20 protein-coding genes are annotated in these 23,813 nt (G+C 71.0%); 6 read left to right on the top strand and 14 right to left on the bottom strand.

Translation table 11 applies throughout. From position 1 onward, the window contains the following. Window positions 1-7: 7 nt before the first annotated feature. The 4 genes from RCO28_RS13725 to RCO28_RS13710 form a co-directional block, all read right to left on the bottom strand. Window positions 8-994 (bottom strand): hypothetical protein, encoded by a 987-nt coding sequence (locus tag RCO28_RS13725; protein ID WP_308941350.1) that lies wholly within the window; start codon window positions 992-994, stop codon window positions 8-10. 14 nt (window positions 995-1,008) lie between these two features. Further along, complete coding sequence (locus RCO28_RS13720) at window positions 1,009-1,305, bottom strand: DUF4193 domain-containing protein (RefSeq protein ID WP_282512126.1); 297 nt, start codon at window positions 1,303-1,305, stop codon at window positions 1,009-1,011. A gap of 393 nt (window positions 1,306-1,698) precedes the next feature. Further along, on the bottom strand, window positions 1,699-2,943 hold the full coding sequence (locus RCO28_RS13715) for a HAMP domain-containing sensor histidine kinase (protein ID WP_308941349.1): 1,245 nt from the start codon (window positions 2,941-2,943) through the stop codon (window positions 1,699-1,701). 7 nt (window positions 2,944-2,950) lie between these two features. Then, window positions 2,951-3,604, bottom strand: a complete 654-nt coding sequence (locus tag RCO28_RS13710) for a response regulator transcription factor (RefSeq protein ID WP_282512128.1) — start codon at window positions 3,602-3,604, stop codon at window positions 2,951-2,953. 307 nt (window positions 3,605-3,911) lie between these two features. Between RCO28_RS13710 and RCO28_RS13705 the strand changes: the two genes are divergently transcribed. Beyond that, a complete protein-coding gene (locus RCO28_RS13705; protein WP_282534672.1) occupies window positions 3,912-4,073 on the top strand; it encodes a hypothetical protein in 162 nt (53 codons plus the stop codon). A 138-nt stretch (window positions 4,074-4,211) separates the two neighbouring features. On the opposite strand, the gene RCO28_RS13700 is transcribed toward RCO28_RS13705, so the two are convergent. Beyond that, entirely contained in the window at window positions 4,212-5,012 is an 801-nt protein-coding gene (locus RCO28_RS13700; RefSeq protein WP_308941348.1) for an inositol monophosphatase family protein, read from the bottom strand. 13 nt (window positions 5,013-5,025) lie between these two features. Further along, window positions 5,026-6,156: a ferrochelatase gene (locus RCO28_RS13695; RefSeq protein ID WP_308941347.1), complete on the bottom strand. Its 1,131-nt coding sequence runs from the start codon at window positions 6,154-6,156 to the stop codon at window positions 5,026-5,028. A 119-nt stretch (window positions 6,157-6,275) separates the two neighbouring features. Between RCO28_RS13695 and RCO28_RS13690 the strand changes: the two genes are divergently transcribed. Together RCO28_RS13690 and RCO28_RS13685 are read left to right on the top strand one after the other, a co-directional pair. Continuing rightward, the gene (locus RCO28_RS13690) at window positions 6,276-7,550 is read left to right on the top strand and encodes an MFS transporter (protein WP_308941346.1); all 1,275 of its coding nucleotides are present in this window, start codon (window positions 6,276-6,278) and stop codon (window positions 7,548-7,550) included. After that, window positions 7,477-8,829 carry a D-arabinono-1,4-lactone oxidase gene (locus tag RCO28_RS13685; RefSeq protein ID WP_308941345.1) on the top strand — a complete coding sequence of 451 codons (1,353 nt, stop codon included), beginning with the start codon at window positions 7,477-7,479 and terminating at the stop codon, window positions 8,827-8,829. The genes RCO28_RS13690 and RCO28_RS13685 overlap by 74 nt, the downstream gene beginning before the upstream one ends. A gap of 3 nt (window positions 8,830-8,832) precedes the next feature. Here RCO28_RS13685 and RCO28_RS13680 read toward each other — a convergent pair whose 3' ends face one another. Next, window positions 8,833-10,131, bottom strand: a complete 1,299-nt coding sequence (locus RCO28_RS13680) for a hypothetical protein (RefSeq protein ID WP_308941344.1) — start codon at window positions 10,129-10,131, stop codon at window positions 8,833-8,835. Window positions 10,132-10,597: 466 nt separating this feature from the next. Between RCO28_RS13680 and sepH the strand changes: the two genes are divergently transcribed. Next, the gene (gene sepH / locus RCO28_RS13675; RefSeq protein ID WP_308941343.1) at window positions 10,598-11,701 is read left to right on the top strand and encodes a septation protein SepH; all 1,104 of its coding nucleotides are present in this window, start codon (window positions 10,598-10,600) and stop codon (window positions 11,699-11,701) included. A 170-nt stretch (window positions 11,702-11,871) separates the two neighbouring features. Here the strand turns inward: sepH and RCO28_RS13670 are convergent, their stop codons facing one another. Continuing rightward, window positions 11,872-12,723, bottom strand: a complete 852-nt coding sequence (locus tag RCO28_RS13670) for a sulfurtransferase (protein WP_308941342.1) — start codon at window positions 12,721-12,723, stop codon at window positions 11,872-11,874. Window positions 12,724-12,967: 244 nt separating this feature from the next. Between RCO28_RS13670 and RCO28_RS13665 the strand changes: the two genes are divergently transcribed. Beyond that, window positions 12,968-13,741 (top strand): VOC family protein, encoded by a 774-nt coding sequence (locus RCO28_RS13665; protein ID WP_308941341.1) that lies wholly within the window; start codon window positions 12,968-12,970, stop codon window positions 13,739-13,741. A gap of 35 nt (window positions 13,742-13,776) precedes the next feature. Here RCO28_RS13665 and RCO28_RS13660 read toward each other — a convergent pair whose 3' ends face one another. Beyond that, window positions 13,777-14,142, bottom strand: a complete 366-nt coding sequence (locus RCO28_RS13660; protein ID WP_308941340.1) for a 6-carboxytetrahydropterin synthase — start codon at window positions 14,140-14,142, stop codon at window positions 13,777-13,779. A 16-nt stretch (window positions 14,143-14,158) separates the two neighbouring features. Next, the gene (locus tag RCO28_RS13655) at window positions 14,159-16,891 is read right to left on the bottom strand and encodes an AAA family ATPase (protein WP_308941339.1); all 2,733 of its coding nucleotides are present in this window, start codon (window positions 16,889-16,891) and stop codon (window positions 14,159-14,161) included. 523 nt (window positions 16,892-17,414) lie between these two features. Here RCO28_RS13655 and RCO28_RS13650 point away from each other — a divergent pair. Continuing rightward, the gene (locus RCO28_RS13650) at window positions 17,415-17,663 is read left to right on the top strand and encodes a hypothetical protein (protein ID WP_308941338.1); all 249 of its coding nucleotides are present in this window, start codon (window positions 17,415-17,417) and stop codon (window positions 17,661-17,663) included. 26 nt (window positions 17,664-17,689) lie between these two features. Here the strand turns inward: RCO28_RS13650 and RCO28_RS13645 are convergent, their stop codons facing one another. The 4 genes from RCO28_RS13645 to RCO28_RS13630 form a co-directional block, all read right to left on the bottom strand. Next, window positions 17,690-18,340, bottom strand: a complete 651-nt coding sequence (locus tag RCO28_RS13645; protein ID WP_308941337.1) for a thymidine kinase — start codon at window positions 18,338-18,340, stop codon at window positions 17,690-17,692. A gap of 55 nt (window positions 18,341-18,395) precedes the next feature. Further along, on the bottom strand, window positions 18,396-19,655 hold the full coding sequence (locus RCO28_RS13640; protein ID WP_308941336.1) for an alkaline phosphatase family protein: 1,260 nt from the start codon (window positions 19,653-19,655) through the stop codon (window positions 18,396-18,398). Further along, the gene (locus RCO28_RS13635; RefSeq protein ID WP_308941335.1) at window positions 19,655-20,251 is read right to left on the bottom strand and encodes a DUF5998 family protein; all 597 of its coding nucleotides are present in this window, start codon (window positions 20,249-20,251) and stop codon (window positions 19,655-19,657) included. Before RCO28_RS13635 ends, RCO28_RS13640 begins: the two co-directional genes overlap by 1 nt. Before the next feature lie 120 nt (window positions 20,252-20,371). Next, window positions 20,372-23,599, bottom strand: a complete 3,228-nt coding sequence (locus RCO28_RS13630; protein ID WP_308941334.1) for a GNAT family N-acetyltransferase — start codon at window positions 23,597-23,599, stop codon at window positions 20,372-20,374. Window positions 23,600-23,813: the final 214 nt, after the last annotated feature.

Here is a 23,813-nt window from a genome sequence, read left to right as displayed (position 1 = left end):
AGCATCCCTAGCTGCCGAGCTCCTTCGGCTGCTCCTCCGGCTTCGGCAGCTCAAGACGCGGAAGGTCCTCGAGGGCGTCCCACGGAACCTGCTGCTTGCGCAGGTCCTTGCGGATCTTCTCGGCGAGCCTGCTGGTCTCACGGCGGTTCATGACCGCACCCACGGCGGCGCCGACCATGAACGGCATCAGGTTCGGAAGGTTCTTGACCATCCGCTTCGTGATCTGCTGGCGCAGCTCGCGCTTCAGCTGGCCGCCGAGCGCGGCGTTGATCGTCAGCGGCTTGGCCACGTCGATCCCGCGCTCGTCCGACCAGGAGTGCAGATAGGCCGTGCTGCGGTCCTTGAGGCTGCCCGGCGGGCGCAGGCCGTAGACCTCGTGCAGCTCGGCGACCAGCTTCAGCTCGATCGCGGCCACACCGGTGATCTCGGCGGCCAGTTCGGCGGGCATCGCGGGCGGTACGGGCAGCATCGCGGCCGCGCCCACTCCCGCTCCGACGGTCGAGGTGGCGTTGCGGGCGCCCGCCACCAGCTTGTCGGCGATCTGCTCGGGCCCGAGGCCCGGGAACTGCTTGCGCAAGGTCGCCAGATCGCGCACCGGGACACGCGGTGCGTTCTCGATCATCCGGTCGGCGAGGTAGCCGATGCCGGCCTTGGCGCTCTGGCCGCCCTTGGCCAGGCCTGCCCTGGCGCTCTGGCCGCCCTTGCGTGCCCCGTCCTTGATGACGGAGAGGCGTCCGGCGTTGGCCGGGGTGTCGCCCTGGCGGGGCGCTCGTTCGACGGCCGCGCCGTCGCCGTCGCGCCGACCGCTCGGTTCGTCGGCGTCCGTCGCGTCCACGGCGTCGCTTGCGTCCGTCGCGTCCGTTGCTTCGAGCGAGGCCTGGGGGCCTCGCTCGTCGTCACGTGCGCGGTCGAGCGGGCTGCCGCCGGTGGTCGGGCCACCGGTTGCGGACCGCTTCCGGAAGAACCGCTTCCGGGGCGGGGTCGAGCCTGTCACGGCCGACCCCCGCCTCAGTCGCAGTCGCGGCAGATCGGCTGGCCGTTCTTCTCCCGGGCCAGCTGACTGCGGTGGTGTACGAGGAAGCAGCTCATGCAGGTGAACTCGTCCTGCTGCTTGGGCAGGACGCGAACGGCCAGCTCCTCGTTGGAGAGGTCCGCGCCGGGCAGTTCCATGCCCTCCGCGGCCTCGAACTCGTCTACGTCGACAGACGAGGTCGACTTGTCGTTCCGGCGAGCCTTCAGTTCTTCAAGGCTGTCCGAGTCGACGTCGTCGTCGGTCTTGCGTGGAGTGTCGTAATCCGTTGCCATTGTCGCTCTCCCCCTCTGGGTGTCTGCGGGTGTCTCCAGCGCACGTAACGCGTGAGAGGCCGGACTTGTGCCCGACCCGAGGCGGAGATTTTGCCTCACATCAAGGTCTGTTACTCAATCGACACCCAACCGCACCCCTGAAGGGGCGACCGGCTTGGATGGCGATCGGGACCGTACACGGTCCGGTTGTCGCACTACACAGGTGCCACCCCGTGTACTTCCCGTGATCCGTACCCCCGAAAACCCGGATTTTCCAGGCTTTCCGGTGGTCAGAGCGATCACGGAGAGTAGATGGCCGGAGAATCGCCCCTGTGATCGATTCCACACGGACCTCCGGGGCTCAGGTCCCGAAAATTCCGCTTAAAGCGAACAAGGCGAATCCGCGGCAGCATCTCAGACGGGCAGGGTGACTCGCATCACGAGACCACCCCCCTCGCGCGGCTCGGCGATGATACGGCCTCCGTGCGCGCGGGCCACCGAGCGGGCGATGGACAGGCCGAGACCCACCCCCTTGTCGCTCCCGGTCCGCTCCGTGCGCAGCCGCCGGAAGGGCTCGAAGAGGTTGTCGATCTCGTACGCCGGGACCACGGGGCCGGTGTTCGAGACGACCAGGACCGCCTGGCCGTCCTTGATCTCCGTCCTGACCTCGACCCAGCCCCCCTCCACGTTGTACCGCACCGCGTTCTGGACCAGGTTCAGGGCGATCCGCTCGAGCAGGACGCCGTTGCCCTGCACGACCGCGAGGCCGCGCTCGCCCCGGATCTCCACGCCCTTCTCCTCGGCCTCAGCCCGCACCTGATCGATGGCGCGGGAGGCGACCTCGGCGACGTCCACGGGCTTGCGCTCCACGATCTGGTTGTCGCTGCGGGCGAGCAGCAACAGCCCCTCCACGAGCTGCTCGCTGCGCTCGTTGGTGGAGAGCAGCGTCCTGCCGAGCTGCTGCAGCTCGGGGGGCGCACCCGGGTCGGACAGGTGCACCTCCAGGAGCGTGCGGTTGATCGCCAGGGGCGTACGGAGCTCGTGCGAGGCGTTGGCGACGAAGCGCTGCTGGGCCGAGAAGGCGCGCTCCAGGCGGTCCAGCATCTCGTCGAACGTGTCCGCGAGCTCCTTCAACTCGTCGTCAGGGCCGTCGAGTTCGATGCGCCGGGACAGGTCCGAGCCGGCCACGCGGCGGGCGGTGCGGGTGATCCGGCCGAGCGGCGAGAGCACCCGGCCGGCCATCGCGTACCCGAAGGCGAACGCGATCACGCTGAGGCCGAGCAGGGCGAGCAGCGAGCGGCTGAGCAGGTCGTCGAGGGCCTTCTGGCGCTGGTGGTTCAGGCAGGCGTTCAGCGCGGTGTTGAACTGGTCCTGGCTGCCGGCGGCCGCGGGAAGGTTGGGGCACGCCTCGCTGTAGACCTTGACCTCGCTGCCTTCCATGATCTTGAACGGCAGCTCGTTGCCCACGTTCACGGCCTGGGCCGCGAGCAGGTAGATGATCGACAGCAGCAGAATCCCGGCGATCAGGAACATGCCGCCGTACAGCAGCGTGAGCCTTATCCGGATCGTCGGCCGCAGCCAGGGGAACGGGGGCTCCGGGCGGTCCGGGGCATACGTCGGTTTCGGAGGCGCGGTCGGCGGCGCCGGGGTCGAGGCCATGGAGGGATCAGATCCGGTATCCGGAGCCGGGCACGGTGACGATGACGGCGGGCTCGCCGAGCTTGCGGCGCAGCGTCATCACGGTCACGCGCACCACGTTGGTGAACGGGTCGGTGTTCTCGTCCCAGGCCTTCTCCAGGAGCTGCTCGGCCGAGACGACGGCGCCCTCGCTGCGCATCAGCACCTCCAGGACCGCGAACTCCTTCGGCGCGAGCTGGATCTCCTTGCCGTCGCGGAAGACCTCGCGGCGGTTGGGGTCCAGCTTGATGCCGGAGCGCTCGAGGACGGGTGGGAGCGCCACCGTCGTACGCCGCCCGAGGGCGCGGACGCGGGCGGTGAGCTCGGTGAACGCGAAGGGCTTGGGGAGGTAGTCGTCGGCGCCCAGCTCCAGGCCCTCCACGCGGTCGCTGACGTCGCCCGAGGCGGTGAGCATCAGGACGCGGGTGGGCATGCCGAGCTCGACGATCTTGCGGCAGACATCGTCCCCGTGCACCAGCGGGAGGTCGCGGTCGAGCACCACGACGTCGTAGTCGTTGACGCCGATGCGTTCGAGGGCGGCCGCGCCGTCGTACACGACGTCGACCGCCATGGCCTCCCGGCGCAGTCCGGTGGCCACCGCATCGGCGAGCAGCTGCTCGTCCTCGACGACGAGTACGCGCACGTCTTCAGTCCTTCCGCTTGGCCCTTGCCGGGCAGGCTTGATCACGAGTGGTGAGCCCCTCCATCCTGCCTCTTTAGGCCATAAACCGGCCGTAAGGCGGTCGCACGAACGTGGAATTCCGGGATTCGGGCGCGAGTTGAGGTTTCTGCCGAACCGGGCCTGGGGAGGACGACTCCACACCCGCGATCACTCTTTGCATGTGGCACGCCACGGCGCAGCTCCCGCAGGCTGCGACAGACGTGATCGCCCCTTCCCGAGGGCACACCCCCGTGCCACCGACCACGACCCACGACGAGGGGGCGCAAACATGGACGCATTCACCGCAGGGCTCCTGCACCGCATAAAGACCACCGAGTCCGACCTTTCGCAGGCTCGCGAGGACGGCGACGACTTTCTCGTGGAGGTCGAGGAGGCCGAGCTCGACGACCTGCGCCGCCTCGCGGCCGAGCACGGCGTGCAGGTCGCCTGAGGCCGTTCCACCCGTTCCGTACGCGAAGCCGTTCCGTACGCGAAGGCGCTCGCGAAACCGCTCGCGAAGCCGTTCCGCACACAGCGAAGAGCCCCGGCACCTCCCAGATGCCGGGGCTCTCCGCTGTGTGCGGGCCGCTCAGTCGTGCCAGGCGCCGAGCTCCTCCAGCTTGCCCTGCAGGGTCTCGAAGAGTCCGGGAGGCGCGGCCACGGTCAGCTCGGTCGACAGCTCCTCGCCGGGCCGGCCACCGACGAGGGCACCCGCCTCCCGGGCGATGAGGTCGCCGGCCGCGTAGTCCCAGGGGTTGAGGCCGCGCTCGTAGTACGCGTCGAGGCGGCCGTACGCGACGTCGCACAGGTCGATGGCCGCGGAGCCGCCCCGGCGGATGTCCCGGACCTGCGGGATCAGCCGGCCGACCACCTCGGCCTGGCGGATCCGGCGCTCCTCGCGGTAGCCGAAGCCGGTGCCGAGCAGGGCCTGCTCGAAGGAGGGCGCGGCGCCCACCTTCAGCTGCTGCTCACCGACGTACGCGCCCTCGCCGAGCGAGGCCCGGAAGGTCTCGGCCTGCATCGGCACGTGCACGACGCCCACGACGGTCTCGCCGTCCTTGCGGGCGGCGATGGAGACGGCCCAGGCGGGGCGTCCGTAGAGGTAGTTGACCGTGCCGTCGATGGGGTCGATGACCCACTGGATGCCGCTGCTGCCCTCGACGCTGGCGCCCTCCTCGCCGAGGAAGCCGTCGTCGGGCCTGTGGTCGCCGAGGAAGCCGGTGATCAGCTTCTCGGAGGCGATGTCCATCTCGGTGACGACATCGACGACGCTGGTCTTGGTGGCGGCCACGCCCAGGTCCGCGGGGCGGCCGTCGCGCAGAAACGCGCCCGCGCGCTCGGCGGCGGCGACGGCCAGCTCGAGGAGTTCGGCCTGCAACTGCTGGGTCACGATGGGGAGTTCCTTACGCGTAGGGGCTGTCGGCGCCGGCCGCGGCGGGCTTGGGCGTCCGCGCGGGGCAGCAGCCGACGGGGCACAGGTCGTGGCTCGGGCCGAGCGAGCCGAGGGCGCAGGGGCGGACGTCCTCGCCGCGTTCGGACCCGGCGCGCTCCAGGACAAGGTCGCGGATCGCGGCGGCGAAGCGCGGGTCGGCGCCGACCGTCGCGGAGCGGGCCACGGGCAGACCGAGCTCGGCGGCCTTGGCGGTGGCCTCGGTGTCGAGGTCGTAGAGGACCTCCATGTGGTCGGAGACGAAGCCGATGGGGACCATCACGACGGCGGGCACCCCGGCCTCGTGCCGCTCCTCCAGGTGGTCGCAGATGTCCGGCTCCAGCCACGGGATGTGCGGGGCGCCGGAGCGGGACTGGTACACGAGCTGCCAGGGCCGGTCGGCGACGCCGGTCTCCTCGGCCACCGCGTCCGCGATCAGCCGGGCGACGTCCAGGTGCTGCTTGACGTACGCGCCGCCGTCGCCGTGCTCCTCGACGGTCCCGGAGGTGTCCGCGGCGGCGGTCGGGATGGAGTGCGTGGTGAAGTCGAGGTGCGCGGACTCCCGTACGTCCTCGGGGAGTTGGGCCAGCGACTGCAGCACGCCGTCGATCATGGGCCGCACGAAGCCCGGGTGATTGAAGTAGTGCCGCAGCTTGTCGATCCGCGGCAGCTCCAGGCCCTCGGCCTCCAGGGCGTCCAGGGACTCGGCAAGGTTCTCGCGGTACTGGCGGCAGCCTGAGTACGAGGCGTACGCGCTGGTGGCGAGGGTCAGGATGCGGCGGTGTCCGTCGTTCACCAGCTCGCGCAGGGTGTCCGTCAGGTACGGCGCCCAGTTGCGGTTGCCCCAGTAGACCGGCAGGTCCAGGCCGTGGTCGGCGAAGTCCTTGCGCAGGGCGTCGAGCAGCGCGCGGTTCTGGTCGTTGATCGGGCTGACCCCGCCGAACAGGAAGTAGTGCTGCCCCACCTCCTTGAGCCGCTCCTTGGGGATGCCGCGGCCCTTCGTCACGTTCTCCAGGAACGGCACGACGTCGTCGGGGCCCTCGGGGCCGCCGAAGGAGAGCAGCAGCAGGGCGTCATAAGGGGTGGAGTCAAGCGCTTCTGGCATGGTTCCGATCCTGCCACCCCCGCCGAGCGCCGGAAAACGCGGTGCGTCCCGGGTTTCCCGGGCCGTAAGCTGTATGGGCCATCTACACGCCTTACCGAACGCCGCCAGCGGAGCCCTCCTTGCCCAGCCCCTACCGCGCCATCTTCGACGCCCCCGGCACCCGGGCGTTCTCCGCCGCCGGCTTCCTCGGCCGCCTGCCGCTCGCCATGATGGGCATCGGCATCGTCACGATGATCTCCCAGCTCACGGGGCGGTACGGCCTCGCCGGCGCGCTGTCGGCCACCGTCGCGCTGTCGGCCGCAGTGATCGGCCCGCAGATCTCCCGGCTCGTCGACCGGCACGGTCAGCGCAGGGTGCTGCGGCCGGCGACGCTCGTCGCGCTGTTCGCGGTGACCGGGCTGCTCGTCGCGGCGAAGCTGGAGCTGGCCGACTGGACGCTGTTCCTGTTCGCGGCCGGAGTGGGCTGTGTGCCGAGCCTCGGCTCGATGATCCGCTCGCGGTGGGTGTGGGTGTACCAGACCGATCCGCACAAACTGCACACCGCGTACTCCTTCGAGTCCGTGATGGACGAGGTCTGCTTCATCTTCGGGCCGATCGTCTCCATCGGGCTCTCCACGGCCTGGTTCCCGGAGGCGGGCCCGCTGCTCGCCGCGCTCTTCCTCGCCGTGGGCACGTTCTGGCTGACCGGGCAGCGCGCCACCGAACCCGTACCGCATCCGCGCGAGCACCACGCCAAGGGCTCCGCGCTGAAGTCACCGGGGCTGCAGGTCCTGGTGCTGACCTTCGTGGCCACGGGCACGATCTTCGGCGCGGTCGACGTGGTGACGGTCGCCTTCGCGGAGGCCGAGGGGCACAAGTCGGCGGCCAGTCTGGTGCTCGCGGTGTACGCGCTCGGGTCCTGCCTCGCCGGTGTGGTCTTCGGGCTGCTTCAGCTGAAGGGCGCGGCCGCCCGGCGGTGGCTGCTGGGTGTCTGTGCGATGGCCGTGAGTATGATCCCGCTTCAACTGGTCGGGAACCTTCCGTTTCTGGCCGTGGCGCTGTTTGTCGCGGGCCTGTCCATCGCGCCGACGATGGTGACCACGATGGCCCTGGTCGAGCAGCACGTACCACGCGCGAAACTGACCGAGGGCATGACCTGGACGTCCACCGGGCTCGCGGTCGGCATCGCGCTCGGCTCGTCGGCCTCCGGCTGGGTGATCGACGCGGCCGGGGCGCGCGCGGGGTACGCGGTGCCGGGCATCGCCGGCATCGCCGCGGTCGCGGTCGCGTTCCTCGGGTATCGCCGGCTGAAGCGGCCGGTGCCGCAGCGGGGAGGGGCCCATGAACACGCAGCACACAGCGCAGGCGAACGGCCGGAACGGGTCACGGACGCAGCGGCGGAGCCCGTGGCGTAACTGGGCGGGCAACGTCGTCTCGCGCCCGGCGCGGGAGGTGACCCCCGCCTCCGTGGACGAGCTGGCCGCGGCCCTGCGTACGGCCGCCGAGCGCGGCGAGCGCGTGAAGCCGGTCGGTGCGGGCCACTCCTTCACCGCGGCCGCCGCGACCGACGGCGTCCTGATCCGGCCGGACCTGCTCACCGGCATCCGCAAGATCGACCGCGAGGCGGGCACCGTCACCGTGGAGGCGGGCACTCCGCTGAAGCGGCTGAACCTGGCCCTGGCCCGTGAGGGACTGTCGCTCACGAACATGGGCGACATCATGGAGCAGACCGTCGCGGGCGCGACCAGCACCGGCACGCACGGCACGGGCCGCGATTCCGGCTCGATATCCGCCCAGATCACGGCACTTGAGCTGGTCACCGCCGACGGCACGGTCCTCAGCTGCTCGGAGAAGGAGAATCCGGAGGTCTTCGCGGCCGCCCGGATCGGCATCGGCGCGCTCGGCGTGGTCACGGCGATCACCTTCGCGGTGGAGCCGGTCTTCCTGCTCACGGCCCGCGAGGAGCCGATGAGCTTCGACAAGGTCACCGCCGAGTTCGACCAACTCTTCGCGGAGAACGAGCACTTCGAGTTCTACTGGTTCCCGCACACCGGCAACTGCAGCACCAAGCGCAACAACCGCAGCGCGGGCCCGGAGAACCCGGTGAGCGCGCTGAGCGGCTGGTTCGAGGACGAGCTCCTCTCCAACGGCCTCTTCCAGGCAGTCAATTCACTGGGCCGCGCCTTCCCGGCGACGATCCCCTCGGTCGCCAAGATCTCCAGCCGGGCGCTCTCCGCCCGCACCTACACGGACATCCCGTACAAGGTCTTCACATCTCCGCGCCGGGTGCGCTTCCTGGAGATGGAGTACGCGGTGCCGCGCGAGGCCCTCGTGCCCGCGCTCCGCGAACTGAAGGCCATGGTCGACCGCTCGCCCCTGCGCATCAGCTTCCCGGTCGAGGTCCGTACGGCACCCGCCGACGACATCGCTCTCTCGACGGCCTCGGGCCGCGACAGCGCGTACATCGCGGTCCATATGTACAAGGGCACGCCGCACCAGGCGTACTTCACGGCCGCCGAGAGGATCTTCACCGAGCACGCGGGCCGCCCGCACTGGGGCAAGATCCACACGCGGGACGCGGAGTACCTCTCCTCCGTCTATCCGCGCTTCGGCGAGTTCACCGCGCTGCGCGACCGCCTGGACCCGGACCGCCTCTTCGGCAACGACTATCTGCGCCGGGTGCTCGGCGGCTGAGCCTCACTCGGCAGACGTGGCACCGCGGTCCTGGCCGGGGTCGGTGGCGCCGTCGGTCGGGGTCGGGGTCGGGGTCGACGGGTCCGGTGTCGGGTCCGTCTCGGACTCCGACGGGCTCGGCTCGGGCGTCGGGTCCGTGTCGGACGACGACTGCGAGGGGCTGGGCTCGGGGTTCGTGGCGGTGTCACCGGAGCCGCCGCCGGGCGTGGCCGCGGGGTCGGTGGCCGGGGTCCGCTCACCGCCGCCGTCACTGCCGCCCTCGGTGGGCGTCGACTGCGAAGGGCTGTCGTCCGGGGTGCTCCTGTGCTCACCGGCGGACGAGGAGCCGCCCCACGAACCGGGCCGCAGCACCCGCGAGTCGTTGCCGCTGAAGCTGTTCCCCGAGACGAGTTCGTACGTGGAGATGCCCGCCATGGTCACGCCGAAGATCAGGGCGGCACCGAGCAGCGGCCGCTTCCAACTCCTGATCCGCCTGCCCTGGACGGGGACGGGCTCACTGGAGTGCCCCTGCGGGAGGGCGGTGCCGAGCAGTCGGGTCTCCTGATCGGCGGCCTCGTGGGGTCCGCCGGTGTCCGTCGCACGCAGCAGCATCGTGGCGTCGGCCCGCGACAGCACGGAGGTCGCGTCGGCGTCCGCCTCGGAAGGGCGTACGGGCGTGAGGAGTTGAGTGCGTGCGGCGTCGACCTTGGTGAGGAGCTGCGTACGGTCGCCGTCGCTGCCGTTGACGGAGGCGAGCGGGTGCGTGTCTACGGAGGCGAGCAACTGCGTACGGTCGCTGTCCGCGCCGTCGACGGAGCTGAGCAGCTGCGTACGGTCACCGGCGCCGGCGCTCGTGGCGGGCAGGGCCGTCGTCGCGTCGCCCTCGGCGGTCACGACACCGGGGCGCCAACTCGTGGTCACCGGGCCGGTGGTGGCGGTCCGGGCGCCCACCGTGCCGGTGCCGGTGGTGACCGGCTCGGCGCGGAACGTGGCCGGGACCGGGCGGCCGTCCGCCGTGCGCGGCACCTGGCGCGCCCGGGGCTTGGCCTTCTCCGCGGCCTCGCGCACCTGCTCGCCCGTACGCGAGAAGAAGTGCTGGAAGACCGAGCCGCCACAGGTCGCGATCACGCTGACCAGGCCGGCGCCGAGGATCGTGCCGTAGACACCGAAGCTGGAGGCGAGCTTGGCCGCCACGACCGCGGCGACGGCGCTGCCCGCGACCTGCGGCACGTTCAGGTCGATCCTCTTGCGCCTCGGCTGCGCGTCGGACGCCCCGTCTGTCGCGGTCTTCCTGTTTTTGCCGGTATCGACCTTGTTCGCCATCCCCGTCCCTTGATTGCCGTTCTCTCCTGACTGCACTCTCAAGTGACATTTGGGCGAAGCGAATAGTTCCGTTTTTGAGGATTCTGTGAAGCAGGACACCTCTGTAAGCAGCGGGTTTGTGATCCACAACTCCCAACTGCCTTGCCCTGTGAGAAGTTCGGCGGCGCGGCGGTCCACTCGAGTGGCCCGAATGGAGTACTGTTGCGAGCCCTGGGTCCGGTCTCCAACCTGGGTGCCCGGGAGCGCTTTCAGCATCTCCGGGAGGGGGCTCGCTGCACAGAGTGACGAAGTCGGTCACTTAGAGTTGCGAATAGGTAACCGTGCCATAACGGCGATCCAGGGCCCATGCCCGACACGCCGGGCAACTCGGCAAGGTTGTGGCAGGCTGCACCCGGGCAGGCCACACTCGACTAGCGGAAGCAGCGTTACGCACGTGACGTCGGCAGGCACCACCCGGGAGGTTCCCATGCCCGAACTGCGTGTCGTGGCTGTCAGCAACGACGGCACACGGCTGGTGCTGAAGGCTGCGGACTCGACGGAGTACACGCTTCCGATCGATGAACGGCTGCGCGCGGCAGTGCGCGGCGATCGCCCACGCCTCGGCCAGATCGAGATCGAGGTGGAGAGCCATCTCCGCCCCCGCGACATCCAGGCCCGGATACGGGCCGGTGCCTCCGCCGAAGAGGTCGCCCAGTTCGCCGGCATCCCCGTCGACCGCGTGCGCCGCTTCGAGGGCCCCGTCCTCGCCGAGCGCGCGTTCATGGCCGAGCGGGCCCGCAAGACGCCTGTCCGTCGGCCCGGCGAGAACACCGGCCCCCAGCTCGGCGAGGCCGTCCAGGAACGGCTGTTGATCCGCGGCGCCGACAAGGAATCCGTGCAGTGGGACTCCTGGCGCCGGGACGACGGCACCTGGGAAGTGCTGCTCGCCTACCACGTCGCGACCGAGGCGCACACCGCGAGCTGGACGTACGACCCGCCCCGGCGGCTCGTCCAGGCCGTGGACGACGAGGCACGCTCGCTGATCGGTGAGGCCGACGACATCGCGCCGCCCGAGCCGAGCTTCCCGTTCGTGCCGCGGATCGCCCGCCTGCCCCGGGACCGGCCGCTCGACCGCGCCCTGGACCGGCAGTTGGAACGCCCGAGCATCCCCTCGCCCACCCCCGAGCCGGACGAGGAGAGCGAGGACGAGCGGGACTCGCTGACCAGCCTCCTGGAAGCGGTGCCCAGCTTCCGGGGCGACCTGGTCGTGCCCGAGCGCCCCGCACCGCCCGCCACCGGTCCGTCCGCCGCACCCGCGGCGAGCGCCAACTCCACCTCCACGACGGAGCGGCCCACCGTCGAGGAGCCCGAGCAGGAGCCCGAGGCCGAGGAACCCCCGGCCCCGGCGGCGTCCGCCGGCTCCGCGTACGCGGACGTGCTGATGCCGCGCGCGGTCGCCGGACACCGCGACCGGCTGGTCGGCACCACCGACCGGCAGGCCGAGGCCGACGGCGTCCGTCCGGGCCGCCGCGCCGCGGTGCCGAGCTGGGACGAGATCGTCTTCGGCACGCGCCGCAAGAAGCAGGACTGAGGCGCCCGTACCGACTGCGCATGAGGAGGGGCCCGAGCCGGATCTTCGGCTCGGGCCCCTCCTCGCGTCCTCGCCGCGGAACGTTCAGTCGCCGCGGGTACGTACGCACAGTCACCGCGTCTACGTACGCACACTCACCGTGGGCACGTGCGCTGGGTACGTAGACCCACTCACTGCGGGTCAGGGCCCGTCGCCACCGGGCGGGACGTGTCGCCGGACCATTCCGACCAGGAGCCCGGGTAGAGCACCGCCGGGATGCCCGCGACCGCGAGGGCGAGCACCTCGTGGGCGCCCGAGACGCCCGAGCCGCAGTAGACGCCGACCTCCGTGCCGCTCACGGCCCCAAGTGACCTGAAACGATCGGCCAGTTGCTCGCGCGGCAGGAAGCGGCCGTCCGGGCCGACGTTGTCCGTCGTCGGCGCCGAGACCGCGCCCGGGATGTGGCCGCCGACCCGGTCGATGGGCTCGACGTCGCCCCGGTAGCGCTCCGCCGCGCGGGCGTCCAGGAGCAGGCCGGAGCGGGCGAGCGCGGCCGCGCCGTCCGCGTCCACGGCACCCGTCTCCCCCGGCTTCGGCACGAAGTCGCCGGGTTCGGGATCGGGCGTACGCGTGGACAGCTCGCCCTGCCACGCCGCGAGGCCGCCGTCGAGGACGCGCACCGAGGGGTGCCCCGTCCAGCGCAGCAGCCACCAGGCGCGTGCGGCCGCCCAGCCCTGGCCGCCGTCGTACACGACCACGTCACGGTCCGCGGACACCCCGACCGTGCGCATCGCCGCGCCGAAGACGTCCAGGTCCGGCAGCGGATGGCGGCCGCCAGGGCCGGGCGGTCCTGCCAGCTCCGCGTCGAGGTCCACGAAGACGGCACCCGGTAGATGACCGGCCGCGTACTCGGCACGGCCGTCGAAGGCGGGCTCACCCGGCGCCTTGGCCGCGGTGAGCTGCCAGCGGACGTCGAGGAGCACCGGCGGGTTCTCGCCGGTCAGGTCGCTCGCAAGTTCGGATCCAGAGATGATGGCTGTCATGGGGCACATCCTTGCGCAAAGTCTGGTCGCCCCGCCCAGGGACGACTACCCTGCACCGCCGGCCGTTCCGTGGATCGACATCCGAGGGAAACCGCGCGGAAGCGGATGAGCAGCGGTAATCCGGGCATCCTCCCCAAGATCCCGTGGACCGCGGCGCGGCCTGAGCGCAGGGTGCAAGGAGAGGGTGCCGGCTTCCGTCCGGCGCCCGGTGGATCACCATGACGGTCCGAGGAGACGAGTCACGATGACCGAGTCCACAGCTCGGCACACCCCTGGCACGCCTTGCTGGGTGAGTCTGATGGTGCACGGCCTGGGCGCGACCCAGGAGTTCTACGGCGCCCTGTTCGGCTGGGAGTTCCGCCCCGGGCCGGAGCAGTTGGGGCCGTACGTCCGGGCGCTGCTCGACGATCACGAGGTGGCGGGAATCGGCCAACTTCCGGCCGACCGCCATCTGCCCGTCGCATGGACCCCGTATCTGGCGACGGACGACGCGGACACCACGGCGGAGACCATCCGGCACTGCGGCGGCACCGTCGGCGTGGGGCCGCTCGACGCCGGTGAGGCGGGCCGCATGGCGATCGGCTCCGACTCCGTGGGCGCCGTCTTCGGCGTCTGGCAGGCCGCCGAGCACAGCGGTGTCTCCGGCGCGGGCAGGCCGGGCACTCCGGTCTGGAACGAACTGATCACCCACGAGACGGCCTCGGTCGGCAAGTTCTACTCGTGCCTCTTCGAGTACCAAGAGGAGCCGGTCGTCTCGGCCGACTTCGACTACGTGACCCTGCAGTTGGACGGGCGCGCGGTGGCCGGCATCCATGGCGTCGGGGACGTACTGCCGCGCGAGCACGGACCGCACTGGATGACGTACTTCGAGGTCGAGGACGTGGACGAGGCGGTCGTACGGATCACCGAGCTCGGCGGGGACCTGCTGCGCGCCCCGTGCGACAGCGCAAACGGACGGCTCGCGACGGTCGCGGACCCGGAGGGAGCCGTATTCAGCGTCGTGCGCTCGGCGGGCTGAGCGGGGCGGGCCCGGCAGAGGGGTGAACCGTCATGTCAAGGCCGATAGATGGCCCAGGTCTTGGGGGTTTCCGAGATCCTCACGGCGCTCAGTTCAGGAATCTCTGCGCGCCAGGTGTCGAAGATCCATTTCGCCAGATTCTCTGCCGAGGGTGGCGCACCCCCCCCCATCGATTCGTTCAAGTGCCGGTGGTCGAGTGTGGCGTCCATCCATTCCTTGAACGCTCCGAGCTCTCGATAGTCCCGCACGAAGCCGTTCTCGGTGCGCGCGTCGTCTGCGGCGCTGAGCTCGAGAACGACGATGTAGTTGTGGCCGTGCATGCGTGCACAGGGGTGCCAGGACGGCAGGCGGTCCAGCACATGGCTGGCGGAGAAGTGGAACTCCTTGGTGATGGTGAACACGGTTCCGCTCCTCTCCCTATTCCTGTTCCTGGCCCGTCCGACCCTGGTCACGCACTGTATCCGGATGGCTGGGCGCGTCCCGGAACAGGGCACGGTTGAGAGGTACCGCGGTGAGGTAGTGGGCACGTCGTTGCTCGTCGGCGATGCCGTTCGCCTTGCGGAGCACCTCCTCCCGGGCGCGCTCGAACAGATCCGCGGCCTCGACTCCTTCGCCGTGCGCGGCGAGAGCGCGAGCCGCGTCGTGGAGCACCTCCTCGGTGCGCAGCGCCGGCATCTCTCCGTACTGTTCGAGGAGAGCCAGAGCCCGTCGGGCGTCGTCGGCTGCCCTGCCGGTGTCTCCGGTGGCGAGGTGAATACGGCTCCGCAGGCCGTGCGCGGCGATGGTGCTGCGCACCATGGCAGTGGTCTCGGTCTCCACCAGGGTGTCGCGGGCGAGCTGCTCGGCCAGACGCAGGTCGCGGCCGGTCTCCAAGAGCACCTCGACGTAGAGGTTGCGCACGATGGGAACCAGGTTGGCCAGTGAGGATTCCTGGGTCTGCGTCCATGCGTCCCGCATCCGCTGGAGAGCTTCGTCGGCCCGCTCCGGGACACGGGCGACGAGGAGGGCAAGCAAGGCGCTGTTGTAGGCGTACCAGCCGCTGCGGGCGCTGCTGTCCCCCTCCACTTCGAGAGCCCGCAGAAGCACGGCACGCGCTTCCTCGTACGCGCCCATGGCGAGGTGGAGCTGAGCCAAGTAGTTGAGCGCGATGGGCAGTTCGGCTTGTGGTGTGTCGCTGTCCAGCCGGTCGACGCAGTGTTCGAGGCGGTGGAGGGCTTCGGTGAACCGGCCGGAGTCGTAGAGGTTGACGCCGATCTGCATCTCGTTGAGGTTGCGGGCGTGCTGCAGAACCGGGTTGCCGGTCTCGCCCAGTTGCGGGGCGGACGCATAGAGCTGCTCTGCCTCGAACAGGATGCGCAGCCCGTCCCGCAGGTTGAGTTTCGGCAGTTGGCGACCGTACTCGACCAGGGCGACGAAGAGCGTCGTGACGCCTCCCTCCCCGCACTCCCGGGCTCGGGCGACGGCCTCTTCGAGCTTGTCGAGCGAGGGTCGCAGGCCACGCACGGCCATGAGTGTCTTGCCGCGCAACAGCGTCGTACGGGCGATGAGCAACCTGTCACCAAGACGCCGGGCAGCTCCCTCGGCCTCGGTCGCCAGGGCGTCGATGCCCGAGGGGTCGTCCTGTGCGCTGTGGCCCCGCCAACGGACCTCGGTGAGGCTGAGCAGCAGCTCGATGGCCTCGACCAGGCGACGGTCCCGGTCGGAGTGCTGTTCCGGAAGCTGGCGTGCCGCGTCGATGGCCGTACGGCAGTACTGCTCGGCCTGGGCGAACGCCAAGTCCTCCACGGCGCAGGAGCGGGCCAACTCGAAGTGGGCGGCGGCACTTTGTGCGGCACATGCCGGTCCGGCCGCACGAAGCTGATCGGCGATCATCACCTGCACTTCGCGCGGCAGGCTCGTCAGCGCATCTCTGGGGAGGGCGGCGAGGGCTCCGGCAATCCGTGCGTGACGGCCGAGCCGTGCTCCTTCCGACTGCCCGGCACGGATGCCGTGTTGAAGAACGCGATGCTCGAAGTCGAACCAGTCGACGTGCAGTGCGGCAGCCCAGCCCGGCATATCGCGGCGGGACCGCTCGCGCACCAGGCCGTGCTCGTGCTGGATCCGGTGCAGCAGGTCCTGAACCTGAGTCAGGGGCAGGCCGGTCACCTCCGCCAGGGTGTGGGAGAAGAAGAACTCACCCATCGTTGCCCCGACCGTCAACAGTTCCCGTTCCTGCGGGCCGAGCCGTTGCAGCCGATCTTCCACGGCCGCGGGCAGCTCGTCCGGCAGCGGTACTTCGGTTCCGTACCCGGGACGCCACAGCCTGAGGCACTGCTCGACGAAGACCGGCCGCCCACCGGTCACGTCTGCCAGGCGCTCGGCGAAGCCGTCCGGCACCACGTGGCCACCGAGGCGAGCCTGCACCAGCTCGCCCACCGCCCAACCGGGAAGCGCCGGAAGCGAATGCCGGTCCATCAGCTGCGGGTACCGCGCCTGCCATACGTCGAGGAGGTTCTCCACCACTTTGCCGTTGCCGGACTCCGACGCGTACGTCCCAAGTCCCAGGACGATCCCGAGCGGTTCGCCCTCCAGGCGCGACAACAGCAGGTCGAGGACCTCCAGACTCGCCTCGTCGCACCGCTGGAAGTCATCGATGATCAGCAGCAGCGGCGCCCCCTCACGTGCCTTCTCCAGGAGCACCTCCATCCAGCGCAGGCTGAGGGCGCTCTGCAGGGGAAGCAGGCTGTCGCCGGGGATGGAGCCGGTGGAGACCGCAGCCTGCGCCACCGAACGACCGGCGGCGAACGCCGCACCGAGACCCGGGACCATCGCGGAGAGCACGTCGGGGGCCGCGGCCATGGCGCCTTGCCCCATCAACCGGGCCCACCATGAGCGCCGTGCTCCCCGTTCGTCGGACACATGGAGTTCGCTGACGGCGTCGACGAAGGGTCCGTACGGACGACGCGTGCCGATCCCCGGCGTGCCTCTCACCAGGACCACTCGGCACGGCCCGCCCTCGGAGCGATCACGAAACTCCTCCAGGGACGCGGACTTGCCCATACCGGTCTCGGCTTCGAGAACCAGAAAACTGCCGTCTCCCCGGGCCAGCCTCTCGGCCACCCCGCCGAGCACGTCCAGCGTCTCCACACGGTCGACGAAGATCGACGTCACCCTTCCCCCTGCTCCGAGCCCCACCACACCGGCGCCATCAACATCATCTGCGCTCAGCGTATGGGTCGTTCGACAGACCGTCAGGTGCTTCGGAAACTTGCCCGATACCGGAGATCGACTCGGCGGAACCAGAGTCCGCGAAAACGTGTCTCCTCCGTTCGATATCGACTGGCGGCACGGGGAGGGCACGATCAATTGCGGTACGACCACGGGGTGTTGGTTCACGTCGAGGTCCGGGGCGGGCCACGGGAGTGGGCGAGGGCTGAAGGCTCGTTCACGGATGGAGGATGGCCCGTCGTCGAGGCGGACGGCGAGACCTCTCTGGCATCCGGGGTCGTCAGACCGGAGGTGGGGGCGAAGTTCTACTGCGTAGAGGTGCGACTCTTCGGCGCCCTCAACCGGCGGGTGGTGCAGCAGTTCAGTGCGCCGGGCGTATATCTCGGCCGCCAAAGACGCTCCGTAGAGCATGAAGAGGATCTGGCACGCACGCTGTTGCGCATGTTCGTCTGGTACGCGCCGCTGTATGTCTGCGCGGCCTATGTTCGGGGTCGAACCAGAGTGGGTCTGCATCGAGCCCACCACAGATCCCGAGAAGCTCAACGAAGACGGAGGCAGACTGCGCCCGGAGCGCCCGTACCTCAGTTTCGGCTCGTCGGACGGTCAGTACCTGCTCTGGGACACGGACGGGGACGGCATCCTCAAGGTGCCGTCGAAGCAGACGAGGTCCGTACCGGTCGACACCGGCACAGCTTCCTGCCCGGCGACGCCGTAGCCCCGGGGTTACGCACCAGTCAGAGGTCAGGCCGACGTCACCGGCAGCACGTCCGGCGACACCGCCGCCGCCCGGGACGAGGCGCTCGTCATGCGGCGGCGGTGATGGCGGCGGCACAGCACCTCGTACCCGACCTCCTCGGCCGGGCGGTCCACATCGCCGACGACGACCTGCTCGCCCTCGACGACCATCGCGCCGCCGACCGTACGGGCGTTGTGCGTGGCCCGGGCGCCGCACCAGCACATCGCCTCGACCTGCAACGTCTCTATGCGGTCGGCGAGTTCGATCAGGCGCTGCGAGCCGGGGAAGAGCTTGGTGCGGAAGTCCGTGGTGATGCCGAACGCGAAGACGTCCATGTCCAGGTCGTCCACGACCCGGGCCAGCTGGTCGATCTGCTCGGGCGCGAGGAACTGCGCCTCGTCCACGATCACGTAGTCCACCCGCTCACCCTGCGACATCAGCTCCACCAGGTACCCGTACAGATCGAGGCCCGGTGCCGCCTCGACGGCCTCCGTGACCAGGCCGAGCCGGGAGGACAGCTTGCCCTCGCCCGCCCGGTCGTCCCGGGTGAAGATCACGCCCCGCAGTCCCCGCGCCGACCGGTTGTGCCCGATCTGGAGTGCAAGGGTGCTCTTGCCGCAGTCCATGGTTCCGGAGAAGAACACCATCTCGGGCATGGGGAGTTGAGGACCTTTCGGTACGTACGTGGGGGGTGGGGCGCGGCTGTGGTGTTCAGGTGCGGACTTCGAGGAGCGGCACCAGCTGCTCGATCGCCGTCATGGAGCCGTGGTTGCCGACCATCGCGGACTCGTTGGGCTCCCGCTCCGAGGCGATGATCAGGACGTCGTCGCGCGCTGCGGCGATCACGTCGCCGAGCCTGCCGTACACCCGCTCGTCGCAGCTCCCCGGCGGGCCGAACCAGCCCGCGGCGATGGCCTCCTCGCGGCTCGCCACCCAGAACTGCTCGCCGAGCACCTCGCGCCAGCAGGTCAGCACGTCGCCCTCGGCGCCGGGGACGGCGTAGACGTGCCGGGCACGGCCTTCGCCGCCGAGCAGGGCGACGCCCGCGCGCAGCTCCCAGTCCTCGTCGAAGTCGATGCGGTGCTGCTCGTCGAAGGGGATGTCGATCATGCCGTGGTCGGCGGTCACGTACAGCGCGGAGCGGGGCGGCAGCTGCTCGGCGAGGCGCTGCACCAGGCGGTCGACATACATCAGCTGGCCGCGCCAGGCGTCCGAGTCGACACCGAAGCGGTGGCCCTTGCCGTCCACCTCGGAGTAGTACGTGTAGACCAACGACCGGTCCCCCGCGGCGAGTTGCTCCGCCGCGAGGTCCATCCGCTCCTCGCCGGAGAGCCTGCCGTGGAAGGTGCCGCCGCTGAGGGCGATCTTGGTGAGCGGGGTCTGCGCGAAGGCGGGCGACGACACCTGGGCGGTGTGCACTCCGGCCTCGTGGGCGATCTGGAAGACCGTCGGATACGGCTGCCAGAGGTGCGGCGGGGTCCAGGGGTTCCAGCGCAGCTGGTTCATCAGCGCGTCGGTCTCCGGGTTGCGCACCGTGTAGCCGGGCAGGCCGTGTGCGGCGGGCGGCAGTCCGGTGCCGACCGAGGCGAGCGAGGTCGCGGTGGTCGCGGGGAAGCCCACGGTGATGGGGCGCCCGGTGCCACCGCGGGAGCTGCCGATCAGGGAGGTCAGGAACGGGGCCTCGTCGGGGTGGGCGAGCAGTTGCTCCCAGCCCAGGCCGTCGATGAGGAAGACGCAGTTGCGGTCGGCGGCGGTGAGCTCCGGGATCTGCGCGTGCGAGCCGGGCACCTGCACGTCCATGCCGGTGACGAGGGTGGGCAGCAGATCGGCGAGGGATCCCGTGCCGTACGCGGGTACCGGAGCGGAGTGGACGGAGAGGAACTCCGCGGGGCCGTCCGGCCAGTACGAATCCGGAGGGGCGGGCGCGTAGCGACCTCGGTCATGGGCGGAGGGGGGAGACGGGTGGGACATCAGCGGGTGCTCGCGGCGGTGGCCGCGGTCGCTTCGGAGAGTGCCTGGGCGAAGGCCAGGGTCTGGCGCACAGTGTCCGGGCCGTCGCCCGCCTCGCTGACGCGCAGGCTCAGGTCGTCCGCCGTGGAGCTGCCGGTGTACCCGTGGTCGGCCTCGCAGTTGGGGTCGCCGCAGGCCGCGGGCTCGAGGTCGATACGGGAGACGGCGCCCCAGCCGATGGTGAGCAGGACCTCGCGGGGCAGGCTGCCGGGCTGGTACCGCTCCGGGTTCGCGACGACCCTGCTGACCACGACCGAGGAGATCCGGCCGAGCTTCACGGACTCGGTGGAGGTGGTCGCGTACGGCGTCGGCGAGGTGGAGTCGGCGGCCTGCTCGTCGGTGTGGCTGACGATGAAGCGGGTGCCGGTGAGGACGAGGACCGTGACGTGGCGGCGGACCTCGTTGGCGTCGAACGTGGTCTCCTGGTGCACCAGGTACGACGCGATCGACTCGCCGCCGACGGCGGCCTCCACCGCCTCGGCCACGAGAGCCGGGTAGTAGCCGCTGCGCTCGATCGCCGTGCGCAGCCCCTGGGTCGTCGTACCGGTCTTCGCCATGCGCCCATCCTACGGGGGTACGGAGACCGCTGTGGCACGCACGGTCGGGCCGGGGCAAGGGTGGAGCGGGGGCGGGGCAGGGGCGCCGGGAGGGGCCCGGCGCGCGCGGGGCGGGCGGGCTCAGTAGGCGGGCAGGGTGCGGGGGCCCAGGTCGTCGCGGGCCGGGGGTGGGGCGAGGCGGACCGTGGCGCTGAGGACGGCGGCGCCGTACTGCCCGACGACCACGGGTTCGAGTGTGACGGAGACGATCTCGGGGTGGTCGTCGACGAGCCGGGAGACCCGGAGCAGCACCTCCTCCAGGGCGGCGGTGTCCACCGGGGACGAGCCGCGCCAGCCGAAGAGGAGCGGCGCGGTTCTGATGGATCTGATGAGTCCGGAGGCGTCTCTGTCGGTGACCGGCACGAGCCGGTGCGCGGTGTCGCCGAGGAGTTCGGACGGCGCCCCGGCGAGGCCGAAGGAGAGGACGGCTCCGGCGGCCGGGTCGATCGTGGCGCGTACGACGGTGTCGACGCCGCGCGGCACCATCGCCTGCACCACCGGGCGCAGCTCCTCAGGTTTGCCGAGCGCCTCGGTCAACTCGGCGTAGGCGGTGCGCAGTTGGCCCTCGCCCGCGAGGTCGAGGCGGACGCCGCCGAGGTCGGCGCGGTGGCGCAGGTGCGGAGCGGTGGTCTTGAGGGCGACCGGGTAGCCGAGGACGCGGGCGGCGTGGGCCGCCGCGTCCGCGTCGGGTGCGGGCAGGGTGCGGTGGACGCGGATGCCGTACCGGCGCAGCAGGTCGTGGGCGTCCTCGGGAGCGAGGTCGAAGCCGCGCTCGGTGTCGGCGTCGGCCAGGAGGGCGTCGATCCGCTCGGCGGCACCGCGCTCGTCGATGTCGTCGTACTGCGGGACGCGGCCGGGGTGGTCGGCGTTCTCGCGCCGCCACTGGGCGTACTTGACGGCTTCGCCGAGGGCACGGGCGGCCCGCTCAGCTGCGGGGTAGGCGGGGATGCGGGCGGCGGGGGTGGCGGGGGCGGGCTCGGCTGGGGGCTGGGCTGTGGGCGTGGCTGGGGGCTGGGGTGAGGGCTTGGGCGCGGGTTCGGTGGCGGGATCGGTGGCGGGATCGGTCGTTGGACCGGTCGTTGGACCGGTCGTTGGACCGGTCGTTGGTTCGGCTGCCGGTTCCGTCGCTGCTTCGGTGGCGGGATTGGTCGTTGGATCGGTCGCCGGTTCCGTGGCTGCTTCGGTTGGGGGTTCGGTGGCGGGATCGGCTGCCGGTTCGGCCGCCTGTTCCGTCGCTGCTTCGGTCGCTGCTTCGGTCGAGGGCCCGGTGGCGGGTTCAGTGGCTGGCCCGGTGGCTGGTTCGGTCGAGGGCCCGGTGGCTGGCCCGGTGGCGGGTTCAGTGGCTGCTTCGGTGGGGGGCCCGGTGGCCGGTTCGGTGGCGCGGGCCGTCTGGTCCGGGGCTGGCTGGGTGCGCGGGGTGCCCTCGGCGGGTGGGGCGGTGCGGGACGCGGCGGAGAGGGCTTCGGCGAGCTGGCCCAGTTCGACGACGACCACGACGACCGGCTTGGCAGGTCCCGCGGCGACCGCCTCGCGGAGCGCGGCCGCCAGGGCGGACGGGGACTGCGGTGCCGAGTCGCCGACCCAGGGGATCGCCGTGACGACGACGGCGTCACAGCTCTCGTCGGCGAGGGCGGCGCCGAGCGCGGCCCGGAAGTCGGCCGGCGTGGCCTGGGTGGTGAGGTCGAGCGGCCGCTGTGGCCTGAGGCCCTCCGCGAGGCAGGCGTCGTACGCGAGAACGCCGACCGATTCGGAGTTGCCGAGGATCGCGACGCGGGGCCCGGCGGGCAGGGGTTGTCCGGCGAGGAGCAGGCCGGCGTCGACGAGTTCGGTGACCGTGTCCACCCGGATCACGCCGGCCTGGCGCAGGAGCGCGGAGACCGTCTCGTGCGGGATGCGGGTGGCGGGCACCGCGTGGCCGATGGGGGCGCCGGAGTGCCGGGCGCCCTTGACCACGACGACGGGCTTGACGGCGGCGGTACGGCGGGCGAGGCGGGTGAACTTCCTTGGGTTGCCGATGGATTCGAGGTACATGAGGGCGACCTCGGTCTCTGGGTCGTCGTACCAGAACTGCAGGACGTCGTTGCCCGAGACGTCGGCCCGGTTGCCGGCGCTGACGAAGGTGGACAGGCCCGTGCCGCGGCGGTGGAGTCCGGCGAGCAGGGCGATGCCGATGGCCCCGGACTGGGTGAACAGGCCGACGCGTCCGGTGGCGGGCAGGGTCGGCGCGAGTGAGGCGTTGAGCCGGATCTGCGGGGCGGTGTTGATGACGCCGAAGGCGTTGGGGCCGATGATCCGCATCCCGTACGAACGGGCCTGGCGGACCAACTCCCGCTGCCGGGCGAGCCCTTCGGGCCCCGACTCGGCGTACCCCGCGGAGAGCACGACCAGGCCCTGCACGCCGCGCTCGCCGCATTCGGCCACCACCTCGGGGACGCGTTCGGCGGGGACGGCGACGACGGCGAGGTCGACCGGCTCCTCGATGTCCCGCACGGAGCGGTGCGCGGGCACGCCGTCGACCTCCTTCCACTCTGTGTCGAAGGCGCTGTTCACCGCGTACGCCCGGCCGGTGTAGCCGGAGTGGACGAGGCTGTGCAGGACCGTGCGGCCGATGCCGCCGGGGCGGCGGCCGGTGCCGATGACGGCGACCGAGCCGGGGGTGAGGAGGCGCTGCACGGAGCGGGCCTCGGCGCGCTGTTCGCGGGCGCGCTGCACGGCGAGGGAGGCCTCGGTGGGTTCGAGGTCGAACTCCAGGCGGACGACGCCGTCTTCGAAGCTGCGCTTCTGTTCGTACCCCGCGTCCCGGAAGACTTTGATCATCTTGTTGTTGGCGGGCAGCACCTCGGCGGCGAAGCGGCGGATGCCGCGCTCACGGGCGACCGCCGCGATGTGTTCGAGCAGCGTGGAGGCGACGCCGCGGCCCTGGTGGGCGTCCTGCACCAGGAAGGCGACCTCGGCCTCGTCCGCGGGGGCGGAGGCGGGGCGGCCCTGCTCGTCGATCCTGTCGTACCGCACGGTGGCGATGAACTCGCCGCCGACCGTGACCGCGAGGCCGACGCGGTCCACGTAGTCGTGGTGGGTGAAGCGGTGCACGTCCTTGTCGGACAGACGGGGGTACGGGGCGAAGAAGCGGTAGTACTTCGACTCGTCGGAGACCTGTTCGTAGAAGTTGGTCAGGCGGTCCGCGTCCTCGGTGGTGATCGGCCTCATCCGTGCGGTGCCGCCGTCACGCAGCACCACATCCGCCTCCCAGTGGGCGGGGTAGGCGGCGGTGTCCTGGGTGGGTTCCGCGTCTTCGGCAGGCGTCTGCATGCGGCCCAGAGTACGGCGAAGCGGGCCATCGGACAGGGCCTGTGGACAACGCGCTCGGCCAGTGTGGGCGGGCCCTGTGGACAACCCTCGGGGCCTGTTGTCCGGGGCTATCTCACCCACTGAGTACGGGTCGCGTGGCCGCCCCGCGCGAGGCAAGGTAGGAGGGCCGTACGGCGGCCGGCCTCAGGACTTACGGCCTTTCGGAGCACCCGCC

This window comes from Streptomyces sp. LHD-70, assembly GCF_031157275.1.
Classification (GTDB): domain Bacteria; phylum Actinomycetota; class Actinomycetes; order Streptomycetales; family Streptomycetaceae; genus Streptomyces.
This window is presented reverse-complemented; position numbering and strand designations above follow the sequence as displayed.